The sequence below is a fragment of the Streptomyces sp. NPDC055506 genome (assembly GCF_053643595.1).
In genome coordinates this window covers 1-12,886 of sequence record NZ_JBSHKH010000031.1, presented here as the reverse complement: position 1 = coordinate 12,886, position 12,886 = coordinate 1, and the positions used below count along the sequence as shown (strand labels likewise).

The following is a 12,886-nucleotide window of genomic DNA, read 5'->3' as shown; positions in this document are numbered from 1 at the left end:
GCCGGATGGCTCTCGTACGGCCGGGTCGTGGCCGACAATGGGCCTGTGCTGGAGATGACGCGCGAGGAGTTCGAGGAACTGGTCGCCGAGGCGCTCGACCGGATCCCGCCGGAGCTGACCCGACTGATGGACAACGTCGCGGTGTTCGTCGAGGACGAACCGCCGACGGACGATCCCGAGCTGCTCGGGCTGTACGAGGGGACTCCGCTGACCGACCGGGGTGAGTGGTACGCCGGTGTGCTGCCGGACCGGATCACGATCTACCGGAACCCGACCCTGCGGATGTGCGAGTCGCGGGAGGACGTCGTCGCGGAGACGGAGGTCACCGTGGTGCACGAGATCGCGCACCACTTCGGCATCGACGACGAGCGCCTTCACGCCCTGGGCTACGGCTGAGCGTGATGTGAACGCGGGGCGCGTGTCCTCTTGTGGGCGGCGGGAGTTGAAGGTGTTGACTCCATCACCCTTCCCGGAGGTGGCCCCGTGCGCCCCTTGTACGTACCCGTCCGCCTGGCCGCCACGGTCGTGGCCGTGGCCGCTGCCGCCGGCTGCATGAGCGTCGGCGCCGACGGCGCGGGCGGGAGCGCCAAGCCCTCGCACTCCGCGGGGCAGCGCGGCGGGGAGGCGCCCGACGGCGGGTCGGCGGTGTCGGGCGGCGGTGCCGGGGCCGGTGCGGCGGCGGCCGACGGCAAGCACGGGCGCGGCAAGGGGAAGAAGGGCGGGAAGGGCGAGCGCGGCAGGCCCGGGGATTCGGCGTCTCCCGAGGCGTCGCCGTCCGCCGCGGCGAGCGCGTCCGCGCCGGCGGGCGGCAAGCCGGGGAAGCCGGGGAAGCCGACGCCCAAGCCGCCGGCGCCGCCCACTCCCACCCGGACGGCCGAACCGGAGCCCACGCCGACACCGCCCGAGCCGACGACATCGCCGGAGCCGACGCCCGAGCCTTCGTCATCGGCGCACGAGCCGCCGGGGCCGCAGCTGGCGCAGCGGGAGCCGGCTCCGGAGGCGGGGGAACCGGCGTAGCGCCGCGGTGAGCTGCGTCACGGCGGGGACTTGGCGGGAACAGGCTGTGGGGGTGGTGGGTTGGAAACCGACGGGAGGTTCTCCCGGCCGGTGGCCGACGGAGGGCGTCCCGGTCTGTCTCCTACGGAGTCCGGTTTGCCTTGCGGGGCCCGGAGTGCGTATGGTGGCAGATCGTTTGATCCCATTCTTGCCCGGCGCCACTGCAGAGCGCGCCGTGTGGCGCGTACTCTCCCTTGCCGTGGTGGACCGCATTGAGGCGGTCGTATTGCGAATCGCGAATCACGGAGTTGACGGGCGCGTGCCGATCGAGACTCCGGAAGGTTTCGCATTCGCATGTCCATCGCCAGTACTGATCACGTCGTCGTGCCCGAGAACGAGGCAGCCGACGCCACCCCCGAAGTGACCTTCGCCGACCTCGGCCTGCCCGAGGGCGTCGTGCGCAAGCTCGCACAGAACGGCGTGACCACCCCCTTCCCCATCCAGGCCGCGACCATTCCGGACGCCCTGGCCGGCAAGGACATCCTCGGCCGTGGCCGCACCGGCTCCGGCAAGACCCTCTCCTTCGGTCTGCCGACCCTGGCGACGCTCGCCGGCGGCCGCACCGAGAAGCACAAGCCGCGCGCCGTCATCCTCACGCCGACCCGTGAGCTGGCCATGCAGGTCGCCGACGCGCTCCAGCCCTACGGCGACGTCATGGGGCTGAAGATGAAGGTCGTCTGCGGCGGTACGTCGATGGGCAACCAGATCTACGCCCTGGAGCGCGGCGTCGACATCCTGGTCGCCACCCCGGGCCGGCTGCGCGACATCATCAACCGCGGCGCCTGCTCGCTGGAGAACGTGCAGATCGCCGTTCTCGACGAGGCCGACCAGATGTCCGACCTGGGCTTCATGCCCGAGGTCACCGAGCTGCTGGACCAGGTTCCGGCGGGCGGCCAGCGGATGCTGTTCTCCGCGACCATGGAGAACGAGATCAAGACCCTGGTCGACCGGTACCTGAACAACCCGGTCAGCCACGAGGTCGACGCCGCCCAGGGCGCCGTCACGACCATGTCGCACCACATCCTCATCGTGAAGCCCAAGGACAAGGCGCCGGTCACCGCGGCCATCGCCTCCCGCAAGGGCCGCACGATCATCTTCGTCCGCACCCAGCTGGGCGCCGACCGTGTCGCCGAGCAGCTGCGCGACGCCGGTGCGAAGGCCGACGCGCTGCACGGCGGCATGACCCAGGGCGCCCGGACGCGGACGCTGGCCGACTTCAAGGACGGCTACGTCAACGTCCTGGTCGCCACCGATGTCGCCGCGCGCGGTATCCACGTCGACGGCATCGACCTGGTGCTGAACGTGGACCCGGCCGGGGACCACAAGGACTATCTGCACCGCGCGGGCCGTACGGCGCGTGCCGGCCGCACGGGCACCGTCGTCTCCCTCTCGCTGCCGCACCAGCGGCGCCAGATCTTCCGGCTGATGGAGGACGCGGGCGTCGACGCCGGGCGTCACATCATCCAGGGCGGCGCGGCCTTCGACCCGGAGGTCGCCGAGATCACCGGCGCCCGGTCGATGACCGAGGTCCAGGCCGAGTCCGTGGGCAACTCCGCGCAGCAGGCCGAGCGTGAGGTCGCCCAGCTCACCAAGGAGCTGGAGCGGGCCCAGCGGCGCGCGACAGAGCTGCGTGAGGAGGCCGACCGGCTGCTCGCGCGGGTCGCGCGCGAGCGGGGCGAGGAGCCCGCGGCCGCCGGTGAGTCCGGCCCGGCAGCGGACGTTCCGGCCGGTGTCGAGGTGTCGGTGCCGGAGCAGCCGACCGCGCAGGACGTGGCCCGCGAGGAGCGCGCCGAGTCCTCCCCGTCGTACGAGCGTCGGGAGCGGCGCGAGGAGCGTGGCGGCGGCTACGGGCGTGACCGGTACGCCGACCGGGAGCGGTCCTTCGACCGTGACCGTGGTGGCGACCGCGGCGGGCGTTCCTTCGACCGTGACCGCGGTGGTGACCGTGGCGGCCGTTCCTTCGAGCGGCGTGACGAGCGCGGCGGCGGTTTCAACCGTGACCGTGACCGTGACCGTGGTGGTGACCGTGGTGGCCGTTCCTTCGACCGCGACCGTGGTTTCCGTCGCGACGACCGGGGTGACCGGGGCGAGCGCGGGGGCTTCCGGCGTGACGACCGCGGCGGGCGTTCCTTCGACCGTGACCGCGGCGGCGACCGTGGCGGCCGTTCCTTCGAGCGGCGTGACGAGCGCGGCGGCGGCTTCAACCGGGACCGTGACCGTGGCGGCTTCCGCCGCGACGAGCGCGGTGGGCACCGTGGCAGCGACCGTCCCTTCAACCGGGACCGCCGGGACGACCGTCCGGGCTACCGCGCCGGCGGGCACGACCGCCCGAACGGCCGTCGTGACGACCACCGCGGCGGAGGCTCCTTCGGCCGCCGCGAGGACAAGCCGCGCTGGAAGCGCAACGGCTGACGCTTAGCAGTGTGGAGCGCCGTGGCCCCGCCCCGACGGGCGGACCACGGCGCTCTGCGTTCGTCCCGTACGGTGGTGTGTGGCCGTCACGTTCCGATACCCGATCGGAGACTCGCCGTCCTGTGGCTATGCTCGTGGGGGCAACATCGCCAGGGCCCTTAGCTCAATTGGCAGAGCAGTGGACTTTTAATCCATTGGTTGTGGGTTCGAGTCCCACAGGGCCTACCGCAGCGCAGCGCCCGAGCCGGCTTCGGCCGACTCGGGCGCTGTCTCGTTTTGGGGCGACGGGAGGAACCCCGGCGTCCGGGTGTCTCAGCCCGTCGTCAGCATCCCCGCCCGCAGCCGTGCCACCGTCCGGGAGATCAGGCGGGAGACGTGCATCTGGGAGATGCCGAGGCGGGCGCCGATCTCGGCCTGGGTGAGTTCCTCCACGAAACGCAGGTGGAGGATGAGGCGCTGGCGTTCGTCGAGTTCGGCGACCAGGGGAGCCAGCGCGTGGAAGTCCTCGACCAGTTCGAGGGCCGGGTCCTCCTCGCCGATGAACTCCGAGAGCGTGGCGTCGCTTTCGTCCGCGTCGCCGCCGACCGTCGCGTCGAGGGACGAGGAGAGGTAGCCGTTCGCCGCGACCTGGGCCTCGACGACCTGCTCCTCGGTGAGGTTCATCAGGGCCGCCAGTTCGGCGACCCGGGGCGCGCGGCCGAGGCGGGAGGCCAGTTCCTCGGTGGCCTTGGCGAGTTCCGTACGGGCCTCCTGGAGGCGGCGCGGCACGTGCACGGCCCAGGAGGTGTCACGGAAGAACCGCTTGATCTCGCCGATGATGTAGGGCACCGCGAAGCTGGTGAACTGCACCTCGCGGGAGACCTCGAAGCGGTCGATCGCCTTGATCAGCCCGATGATGCCGACCTGGACGACGTCCTCCATCGCCTGGCCGCTGCCGCGGAACCGGCGGGCCGCGAACCGCACCAGCGACATGTTCATCTCGATGAGCGTGTTGCGCGCGTACTGGTACTCGGGAGTGCCCTCCTCCAGTACGGCGAGCCGGTCCAGGAACTGTCCGGTCAGCTCGCGCGCGTCCTGCGGGGCGAGCTTCTGCGGCTCGGCGATCTGGGGCAGCACCTCACCGGCCTCGGTACCGGAATCCGTCGTCGTGCCGATGCGCGTGGTCGCCGTCACGGGCCCTCCCTCGTAGTCCCGGCCCGCTTCCATCCCCCGACAGGCCACCTTCAACGCCGCTACCCGCAGTCGCCCGGCTCATGCCCCGCATATGCCCCATCGAGACGTTGACCACAGTCGGTGCAGGTCGGGGCGGTGTCGGGGTACCCGCAAGAGTCTGCGACGGGACAGGAGGGTGGGGCGGCGTGGCGGGGAGGAGTTCAGGCAGTCCGGGTGCCCGGCGAGCCGGAGTCGTCGGAGGCGTCGTGTATCCGGGCCGCGGCCACGTCGCAGAACGCCTCGAGACCCTGCAGCAGCGCGACCCGCTTGGCCGCGGGCATCTGGTCGAGCACCTCGCGCAGCGCCTGTTCCCGTCGTACGCGCAGATCGGCGAGGAACGTACGGCCCCGGCCGCTGAGGCGCAGACGCACCTCGCGCCGGTCCACCGGACTCACCACGCGCTCGACGAACCCGGTCGCCTGCAGCCGGTCGCAGAGCCGGCTCGTCGAGGGCGGTGTGGAGGCCAGGGAGTCGGCGAGCGTGCGCAGGTTGATGCCCTCGTGGTGCTCGAGGATGAGCAGCACGCGCAGCTGGGAGGCGGAGGCGGGTGCCGTCGAGGCCCGGCCCCAGAGGACTTCCAGCAACTCCGCGGCCGTGGAGGTCACACGTGCGACCTCTGCTGGCTCAGGGCGGGGTCGGAGGGAAGTCACAGTCACACTCTCGCAGGCACCGGGGTGGCCGTCAGCGTACTAGGCGCGCGGGGAGCCGGGGGTGGCCCGGGCAAGGGTCACAGCCGCCCACCGCGCATTCGGACCAAGGATTGGTGTGTCGACCATCGTGACGACGATCGTGAACAGATTCGTGGCCGCCGAGCGCGCCCTGCGCACGGCGGCACCCCATCAACTGCTGGACGCGGTCCGTCGTGTACTGACCGATCAGTACGCGGCGGACTCCGTCGAGCTTTTCCTGGCCGACTACGGAATGACGGTGCTCCAGCCGGTGTCCGTGCTGCCGCACACCCTCCAGCCGGTGTCGGTGCACAACAGCCCGGCGGGCCGGGCCTTCGGGGCTCAGGAGCCCTGGGTGGAGGCCCTTCCGGGTGAGCGCGTCCGAGCGCATCTGCCTGTCACCGTGCGCGGCGACCGGCTCGGCGTACTGACCGTGGTCCTGCCGGGCGGCGAGCACGCCGACGGCTGCCTCGGCGAACTCGCCGAGATCGCCCAGGTGCTGGCACACGAGGTCGTCGTCGCCGAACGGGACACCGACGTGTACCTCCAGGCACGCCGCAGGGACCGGCTCACCCTGGCCGCCGAGATGCAGTGGCAGCTGCTGCCGGGCCGCTCCTGCGCCCGCCCCGAGTACGAGCTGGGCGCCCAGCTGGAACCGGCGTACGCGATCTTCGGCGACAACTTCGACTGGTCCGCCACGGCCGACCGGCTCAGCCTCTACGTCACCAACGGCATGGGCGAGGGCATCGAGGCCTCCCTGCTGACGAACCTGGCGATCAACGCCCTGCGCAACGCCCGCCGGGCCGGTCTCCCCCTCGCCGACCAGGCCGCCCTGGCCGACCAGGCGGTGTACGCGCACTACCGGGGCCGCTGCTATCTGTCCGTGCTCATGCTCGACTTCGATCTGGCCACCGGGCGGGTCCGGGCGGTGGACGCCGGGTCCCCGCGGCTGCTGCGGATGCGCGGGGGCACGGTGGAGCGGGTGGACTTCGACGCCCAGCTGCCGCTCGGCATGTTCGAGGAGACCGACTACGTGGCCCAGGAGTTCCGGGCCGAGCCCGGCGACCGGCTCGTCTTCGTCAGTGACGGGGTGTACGGCGTCGCCTCCCCGGGCGGAGAGGCGTACGGCGACACCGCCCTGGCCCGGGCGATCCAGTCGACCCGGCTGCTCCCGGCCGCCGATGTGCCCCGGGCCGTCCTGCGCGAACTGAGCGGCCATCGCGGTGGGCCGGTTGCGGACGACGACGCCCTGGTGGTGTGTCTGGACTGGCGTGGGCGATGAGGGACAGGGAAGACGCAGGCCAGGGGCGGCGAGGGGCAGTTGTTTGGTGTTGCCCCGCGCCGGAGCTAATGTTTGTCATACGGCAAGTAATGGCTGAGGCGCCGTAGCGCGGTCTCGGTCCGGTCCGTGCAAGGGAGCGATGCAGGTGTCGGAATCGGAACGGAACGCGGAACAGGAGCCGGCCCATTACCAGGTGAGCGCCTTCCTCGAACAGCGCCGGGAGCAGATCGCCCAACGGTGGGCGGACGCCGCGCTGTTCCGGACGGTCTTCACCGTCTCACGGGACGAGGCCGTGGAGGCGGGCAGGTCCGTGGCGGCCGCGCTGGCGGCGGTGGCGGCTTCCGGCCGGACGGAGGACATCCGGGCGCCCGGATTCGAGCCGGTGCGCGACCAGTTGGGGCGGATGGCGGCCTCCCGTACCCGTACGGGGATCGACCCGGACGGGGTCGCCGACGAGGTGGCCGCCCTGCGCGCACCGGTGACCGAACTGCTGCGCGCCGAGTTCCCGGACCCGTACGCCCCCGAGGCCCAGGAGAGCGTGCTGGCCCTGACCGTGCTCATGGGCACGCTGCGCATGGTCGTGATGGAGACCTTGGTCAGCGCGGGCGAGGAACTCATCGCACGGCAGCGCGAGCAGCTGCTCGAAGCGGCCACCCCGGTGATCAAACTCTGGGAGAGCACCGTCGCCGTGCCGCTGATCGGCACGCTGGACAGCGCGCGCAGCCAGGTGGTCATGGAGAGCCTGCTGGACGCGATCGTCGCCGAGCGCGCCCGGTTCGCCATCCTCGACATCACCGGTGTGCCCACGGTCGACTCGCTGGTCGCCCAGCACCTGATGAAGACGGTGGCGGCGGCCCGGCTGATGGGCGCCGAGTGCATCGTCTCCGGGATCCGGCCCGCGATCGCGCAGACCATCGTCCACCTGGGCATCGACCTCGGCACGGTGCTCACACGCGCGAGCCTGGAGGACGCGCTGGCCTACGCGCTCAGCCGGCAGGGGGTCGAGATCGCGCCGCTCCGGTCGGCCGGCCCGGCGGTCGACGCGGGCGTGCGGTGACCGGGCTCGGGCCTGGGGTGCCCGGACCCGCGGGGGGACACGCCTTCACGGTGCCGGTCCTCCAGCTGGGCGACACCCTGCTGGTCACCCTCCAGGGAGAGCTGCACGACGGGATGGCCGAGCAGCTCCAGCAGGACATCACGGGCCGGATCGCGCACACGCGGGTGACCGGAGTGGTCATCGACATCTCCGGCGTCGACATGGTCGACTCTTTCCTGGGGCGGGTCCTCGCCGAGATCGCCGCCGGAGCCGGACTGCTGGCCGCCCGTACGGTGCTGGCCGGGATGCGTCCGGCGGTGGCGATCACCCTGGTCGAACTGGGGCTCACCCTGCCGGGCCTGCGTACGGCCCTGGACGTCGAACGCGCGATGGAGCTGCTCGCCGCCGGTGAGCGTCACAGTGAGGGGAGTCCCTGATGCAGGCCTCCCGCCATGCCGTGCCGACGAGCCTGCCGATCGGCTCGGACGCCGATCTGGCCTGGGTACGCCAGCAGGTCAGGCAGGCCGCCGCCGAGCTCGGCTTCGGGCTGGTGCAGCAGACCAAGCTCGTCACGGCGGCCAGCGAACTGGCCCGCAACACCCTCGTCCACGGCGGGGGCGGTCATGTGGAGCTCACCCCGCTGGGCCTCGGGTCGTCGAGCGGACTGCGGCTGGCCTTCGTCGACAACGGGCCCGGCATCCGCGACCTGGACCAGGCGATGACCGACGGCTACACCAGCGGCGGCGGGCTCGGTCTCGGCATGAGCGGGGCCAAGCGGCTGGTGCACGAGTTCGAGGTGGAGAGCAGGCCCGGCGAGGGGACCACCGTCACCGTCACCGCCTGGGCCACCGCCGTACCGCCGTCCCGGCCGGGGGCCTGATGAGCAGGGTGTGGGACGTGCCGGTGGACGATTCGACCCGGGTGCGGGACGTCCGTGTGGCGGCCGAGGAGGCCAGCGCCCGCGCCGGGCTGCCCGCGCCCCGCACCGCGACCGCCGCGCTCGTGGCGACGGAGCTGGCGACCAATCTGCTGCGGCACGCGGACGGCGGGCGCGTCCTCATCAACCTCGTCGAGCGCGGCCGCGACGGCACCCCGGAGACGTCCGTGCAGATCGTCTCGCTCGACCACGGCCCGGGCATCCCGGACATCGCGGCGGCGATGCGCGACGGCTACACCACCGCGTCCTCCCTGGGCGCCGGCCTCGGCACGTGCCGGCGCATAGCGAACGACTTCGACCTGCACAGCGCACCCGGGCGGGGCACCGTGGCCGTGGCCCGCATCGGCCACGAGCGGGCGGTCAGGGGGGCGCGGCCCGCGCCGGGCCCGCGCGTGGGCGGCGTCAACGTCCCCCTCGGCCGGGCCGAGTACTCCGGTGACGCGTGGAGCCGGGTGTACGGCGGCGACCGTGTGACCCTCCTGCTCGCCGACGGGCTCGGTCACGGGCCCAAGGCCGCCGAGGCGTCCGGAGCCGCCGTGGCCGGACTGCGCGGGGTGGCCGACCTGCCGCCCGCCGAGATCCTGCGGCAGCTGGGCAGGACGCTGCGGCCCACCCGGGGCGCGGCCGTCGCCGTGGCCCAACTCGACCTGCCGTCTGGGCAGTTGAGCTTCGCCGGGATCGGCAACATCGGCGGCCGGCTGCGCACCGACGGCACCTGGAAGCCGCTGCTGTCCCACCCCGGCATCGTGGGCGCGCAGGCCCCGGCGTCCGTGCCCGTGCAGCGCGTTCCGTGGCAGGAGGACAGCCTGCTCGTCCTGCACAGCGACGGGCTGCCCAGCCGCTGGACGCCGCCCGACGACGGCGTGCTCCTCTCCTGCGACCCTGCGGTGGTGGCCGTCGCGGTGCTGCGGGACGCCGGGAGCGCGGCCCTGCCGGTGCGGGACGATACGTGTGTGGCCGTACTGGGCGCCGGTGGCGGGGGCCCGCACGGCTCGGGGGCCTGACTCACCCGGTTCCGTCAGGGTGCGGCACGGCCGCGTCCCGTGCTGCCAGAAATCCCCGCAACCCCTGGCTCAGAGCCACCCGTTCCGCCGGTTCCATCGCCGCTAGCGCCGTGGCCAGGGCCTCGGTCCGGCGGTCTGCGACGTCGCTCAGGACATGCCGGCCGTGCGGGGTGAGCCACAGCTGCACCTCGCGACGGGTGCCCGGGTGCGGGGCCCGTTCCAGCAGGCCGGCGGCCGCGAGCCGGTCGCAGAGCCGGCTGGCCGTGGGGAGCCCGATGTCCAGCTCGTCCGCCAGGGCCGTGACGTTCAGGCCCGGCCCCGCCTCCACCGTGCGCAGCGCCCGCAGTTGGTGTGGGGACAGGCGCAGGGACGCCTCCTGGGCGGCGACCGACCACAGGGCCGCCAGACTGTCCACGGCATCGGCGATCTGCGACGCGACGGTTTCCGGTCCGTCGCCCGGTCCCCTCGCCCGGGAGTCGCCGGGGGCGCCGAGATCGGTCACGAAACGTCACTTTCCATAAGCTCCGGGTACTGCGGAGATCGCTCTCTTTCAAAGGCTGTACCCGATGAGCCGAGGGACAAGCCGCCCCGTTCGGCACCCGGCCGGTCCGGGCCCCGTTCAGCCCGCGCTGAGCTCCGTCAACGCGGCCAGCGGCAGCGTGTGCTGGGTCTGCAGGACCTTGGCGCGCAGATAGCGGACGTTGTGCGCGGTGGTGAAGACGCCCGTGGGGACGCGGTCGCGCACATCGACGCCCAGGGTGCGCAACTGGCCCGCCTTGTCGGGGTTGTTGGAGAGCAGGTCCAGCTCCTTGATGCCCAGCGCCTTCAGCATCTGGGCCGCCGCCGTGTAGTCGCGGGCGTCCTCCGGCAGCCCCAGGGCGGCGTTCGCCTCGTACGTGTCGAGGCCCTCGTCCTGGAGGGCGTACGCGTCGAGCTTGTTGTAGAGGCCGATGCCCCGGCCCTCCTGGCGGAGGTAGAGGAGCACGCCGCCGCGGTCGGCTATCCGCTCGACCGCCTCGCGCAGCTGTGGACCGCAGTCGCAGCGGGCCGAGCCGAACACGTCCCCGGTCAGGCACTCGGAGTGCAGCCGCACCAGCGGGACCGGGCCGGGCCGGCCCAGGACGACGGCCACGTGCTCCTGGCCGTCGGCCAGTCCGTGAAAGGTGACGAGTTCGGCGTCGACCTCGTAGCCGTCGTGGAAGCGCAGCGGTACCCGGACGCGGGAGCGCTGGGTGGCGATGACGTCGGGGGTGTCGGGCATGCGGGGCCTCCGGGTTCCGTTCCTGTTCGGCTGCACAGCCGTCTGCTTCAGATTTGAAGCAGATCCACGGTTCGGAACACTACCCTTGCTTTAAATTTGAAGCAACGAGGTTCAGTCTCTTGTGACGTGCCTCACTGAAGTGCCCGGGGGATCGCGGTGGACCGCCTCACGAACAGCCCGTGGAGGACCTCCGCCGCCACGGCACGTCGTCCGACGTCGGCCGGCTCCCGTCCTCCTGGAGCCCCTGCGCGATCGCCGCGGAGATCTCCTCCAGCTGCGCCACCTGCTCCTCGCTGAGCCGGTCGAAGACGAAGCTCCGCACGGTCTCGACATGCCCGGGCGCCGCGCGCTCCAGTACGGCGAACCCCGCATCGGTCAGCGCGGCGATGCTGCCCCGCTTGTCGTACCGGCAGGCCTCGCGCCGCAGCATGCCGTCCTTCTCCAGCCGCGTCACCGCGTACGTCAGCCGGCTGCGCGTGATCTTCAGCCGCTCGGCGAGATCGGTCATGCGCAGGCGGTGTTCGGGGGACTCCGAGAGGACGGACAGGATGGAGTAGTAAAGGTGCGGCATGCCGGCGTCCTGCTGGAGCTGCCGGTCGATCGCGTCCTCCAGGAGCAGCGAGGAGGCGATGTACGCGCGCCAGGCGCGTTGCTCCTCGGGGGTGAGCCAGCGAGTCGTCATGCCGCCAGTGTAGGTTTGTTTCAAACTTGAACCAAGACCCGGCAGGCTAGGGCAGGCCCTACGACCCGCCGGTCCGCCGTCCCACCCGACCGGGGAGCGTCGATGCCTCACCCGTACGTCCTGCTGTCCGCCGCCGTCTCGCTCGACGGCTACCTGGACGACACCGGGCCCGAACGCCTGCTGCTGTCCGGCCCGGCCGATTTCGACCGGGTCGACGAGGTCCGGGCGTCCGTCGACGCGATCCTGGTCGGCGCCGGCACCATCCGTGCCGACAATCCGCGCCTGCTGGTCAACTCGGACGAGCGGCGGGCCGCCCGCACCGCCGCCGGCCGGCCCGAATACCCCCTCAAGGTCACCGTCAGCGGCTCCGGCGACCTCGACCCGGAGGCGCGGTTCTGGCACACCGGCGGCGAGAAGGTCCTCTACACGACCGACCAGGGCGCCGAGCGGGCCCGGGCCCTCGGCCTCGCCACCGACGTGGTCCCCCTCGGCACCGACCTCGACTGGCGCCGGCTCCTCACCCACCTGCACGACGTACGGGGCGTACGGCGGCTCATGGTCGAGGGCGGCGGCCTGATCCACACCCAGCTCCTCACCCAGGGCCTGGCCGACGAACTCCAGCTGGTGCTCGCCCCGCTCTTCGTGGGCGATCCGAAGGCACCCCGCCTCTTCGGGCCCGGCGGCTACCAGGGCGGCCGGCTCCGGCTGCTGGAGACGCGGCGCATCGAGGACGTGGTCCTCATGCGCTACGAACCCACCGCCCCGGGCACCGGCGCCCTCGCCGCCGCGGCCGACCACCACTGGCTGGCCCTCGCCTGCGAGTTGGCGGACCTCTGCCCGCCGTCGGACACGGCGTTCAGCGTGGGCGCGGTGGTGGTCGCGGCCGACGGCACGGAACTGGCCCGCGGCCACTCCCGCGAGGGCGGCGATCCCGTCGCGCACGCCGAGGAGGCGGCCCTGGCGAAGCTCGACCCGTCCGACCCGCGACTCGCCACCGCCACGGTCTACAGCAGCCTGGAGCCCTGCGCCCGCCGCGCCTCCCGCCCCGCACCCTGCGCCCGGCTGCTCCTCGACGCGGGCGTACGCCGTGTGGTCACGGCCTGGCGCGAGCCGGACACCTTCGTCCAGGGCGCCGACGGCAGCGGAGTCCTGGCGGCCGGCGGGGCGGAGGTCGTCGTCCTCCTGGAACACGAGCAAAGGGCCAAGGCCCCGAACCGCCATCTGCTGTAGCGGGCGGGTGGTCACGAGTGGTCCCGCGGATGGCGTACACTGGAATCACAACGACGCGGGGTGGAGCAGCTCGGTAGCTCGCTGGGCTCATAACCCAGAGGTCGCA

14 protein-coding genes and 1 tRNA gene are annotated in these 12,886 nt (G+C 72.4%); 10 read left to right on the top strand and 5 right to left on the bottom strand.

Annotation, left to right across the window (positions count from 1 at the left end; translation table 11 throughout):
* The first annotated feature begins 45 nt into the window (after positions 1-45).
* The 4 genes from ACWIF2_RS14590 to ACWIF2_RS14575 all read left to right on the top strand — a co-directional run bounded on the left by ACWIF2_RS14590 (position 46) and on the right by ACWIF2_RS14575 (position 3,693).
* Positions 46-396 carry a metallopeptidase family protein gene (locus tag ACWIF2_RS14590; RefSeq protein WP_382492617.1) on the top strand — a complete coding sequence of 117 codons (351 nt, stop codon included), beginning with the start codon at positions 46-48 and terminating at the stop codon, positions 394-396.
* Between the two features lie 87 nt (positions 397-483).
* Complete coding sequence (locus tag ACWIF2_RS14585; RefSeq protein WP_454360596.1) at positions 484-1,017, top strand: hypothetical protein; 534 nt, start codon at positions 484-486, stop codon at positions 1,015-1,017.
* Between the two features lie 333 nt (positions 1,018-1,350).
* Positions 1,351-3,468, top strand: a complete 2,118-nt coding sequence (locus tag ACWIF2_RS14580) for a DEAD/DEAH box helicase (protein ID WP_454360595.1) — start codon at positions 1,351-1,353, stop codon at positions 3,466-3,468.
* A 152-nt stretch (positions 3,469-3,620) separates the two neighbouring features.
* Positions 3,621-3,693 (top strand) — tRNA-Lys (locus tag ACWIF2_RS14575).
* 87 nt (positions 3,694-3,780) lie between these two features.
* On the opposite strand, the gene ACWIF2_RS14570 is transcribed toward ACWIF2_RS14575, so the two are convergent.
* On the bottom strand, positions 3,781-4,641 hold the full coding sequence (locus tag ACWIF2_RS14570; RefSeq protein WP_454360594.1) for an RNA polymerase sigma factor SigF: 861 nt from the start codon (positions 4,639-4,641) through the stop codon (positions 3,781-3,783).
* Between the two features lie 200 nt (positions 4,642-4,841).
* Positions 4,842-5,285 carry a MarR family transcriptional regulator gene (locus tag ACWIF2_RS14565; RefSeq protein ID WP_454360593.1) on the bottom strand — a complete coding sequence of 148 codons (444 nt, stop codon included), beginning with the start codon at positions 5,283-5,285 and terminating at the stop codon, positions 4,842-4,844.
* Between the two features lie 184 nt (positions 5,286-5,469).
* Between ACWIF2_RS14565 and ACWIF2_RS14560 the strand changes: the two genes are divergently transcribed.
* The 5 genes from ACWIF2_RS14560 to ACWIF2_RS14540 all read left to right on the top strand — a co-directional run bounded on the left by ACWIF2_RS14560 (position 5,470) and on the right by ACWIF2_RS14540 (position 9,607).
* Positions 5,470-6,630, top strand: coding sequence for a PP2C family protein-serine/threonine phosphatase (locus tag ACWIF2_RS14560; RefSeq protein ID WP_454360654.1), 1,161 nt, complete (start codon positions 5,470-5,472; stop codon positions 6,628-6,630).
* Positions 6,631-6,769: 139 nt separating this feature from the next.
* Positions 6,770-7,687 carry an STAS domain-containing protein gene (locus ACWIF2_RS14555; protein ID WP_454360592.1) on the top strand — a complete coding sequence of 306 codons (918 nt, stop codon included), beginning with the start codon at positions 6,770-6,772 and terminating at the stop codon, positions 7,685-7,687.
* A 17-nt stretch (positions 7,688-7,704) separates the two neighbouring features.
* On the top strand, positions 7,705-8,103 hold the full coding sequence (locus tag ACWIF2_RS14550) for an STAS domain-containing protein (RefSeq protein WP_454360591.1): 399 nt from the start codon (positions 7,705-7,707) through the stop codon (positions 8,101-8,103).
* A complete protein-coding gene (locus tag ACWIF2_RS14545) occupies positions 8,103-8,546 on the top strand; it encodes an anti-sigma regulatory factor (protein WP_454360590.1) in 444 nt (147 codons plus the stop codon). The genes ACWIF2_RS14550 and ACWIF2_RS14545 overlap by 1 nt, the downstream gene beginning before the upstream one ends.
* A gap of 8 nt (positions 8,547-8,554) precedes the next feature.
* Entirely contained in the window at positions 8,555-9,607 is a 1,053-nt protein-coding gene (locus ACWIF2_RS14540; protein ID WP_454360653.1) for a SpoIIE family protein phosphatase, read from the top strand.
* Between the two features lies 1 nt (position 9,608).
* On the opposite strand, the gene ACWIF2_RS14535 is transcribed toward ACWIF2_RS14540, so the two are convergent.
* The 3 genes from ACWIF2_RS14535 to ACWIF2_RS14525 form a co-directional block, all read right to left on the bottom strand.
* Positions 9,609-10,109, bottom strand: a complete 501-nt coding sequence (locus ACWIF2_RS14535) for a MarR family winged helix-turn-helix transcriptional regulator (RefSeq protein WP_454360589.1) — start codon at positions 10,107-10,109, stop codon at positions 9,609-9,611.
* Between the two features lie 117 nt (positions 10,110-10,226).
* Complete coding sequence (locus ACWIF2_RS14530) at positions 10,227-10,868, bottom strand: GTP cyclohydrolase II (protein ID WP_454360588.1); 642 nt, start codon at positions 10,866-10,868, stop codon at positions 10,227-10,229.
* A gap of 166 nt (positions 10,869-11,034) precedes the next feature.
* A complete protein-coding gene (locus ACWIF2_RS14525; RefSeq protein ID WP_454360587.1) occupies positions 11,035-11,550 on the bottom strand; it encodes a MarR family winged helix-turn-helix transcriptional regulator in 516 nt (171 codons plus the stop codon).
* Positions 11,551-11,652: 102 nt separating this feature from the next.
* On the opposite strand from ACWIF2_RS14525, the gene ACWIF2_RS14520 reads away from it, so the two are divergent.
* Complete coding sequence (locus ACWIF2_RS14520) at positions 11,653-12,780, top strand: dihydrofolate reductase family protein (protein WP_454360586.1); 1,128 nt, start codon at positions 11,653-11,655, stop codon at positions 12,778-12,780.
* Positions 12,781-12,886: the final 106 nt, after the last annotated feature.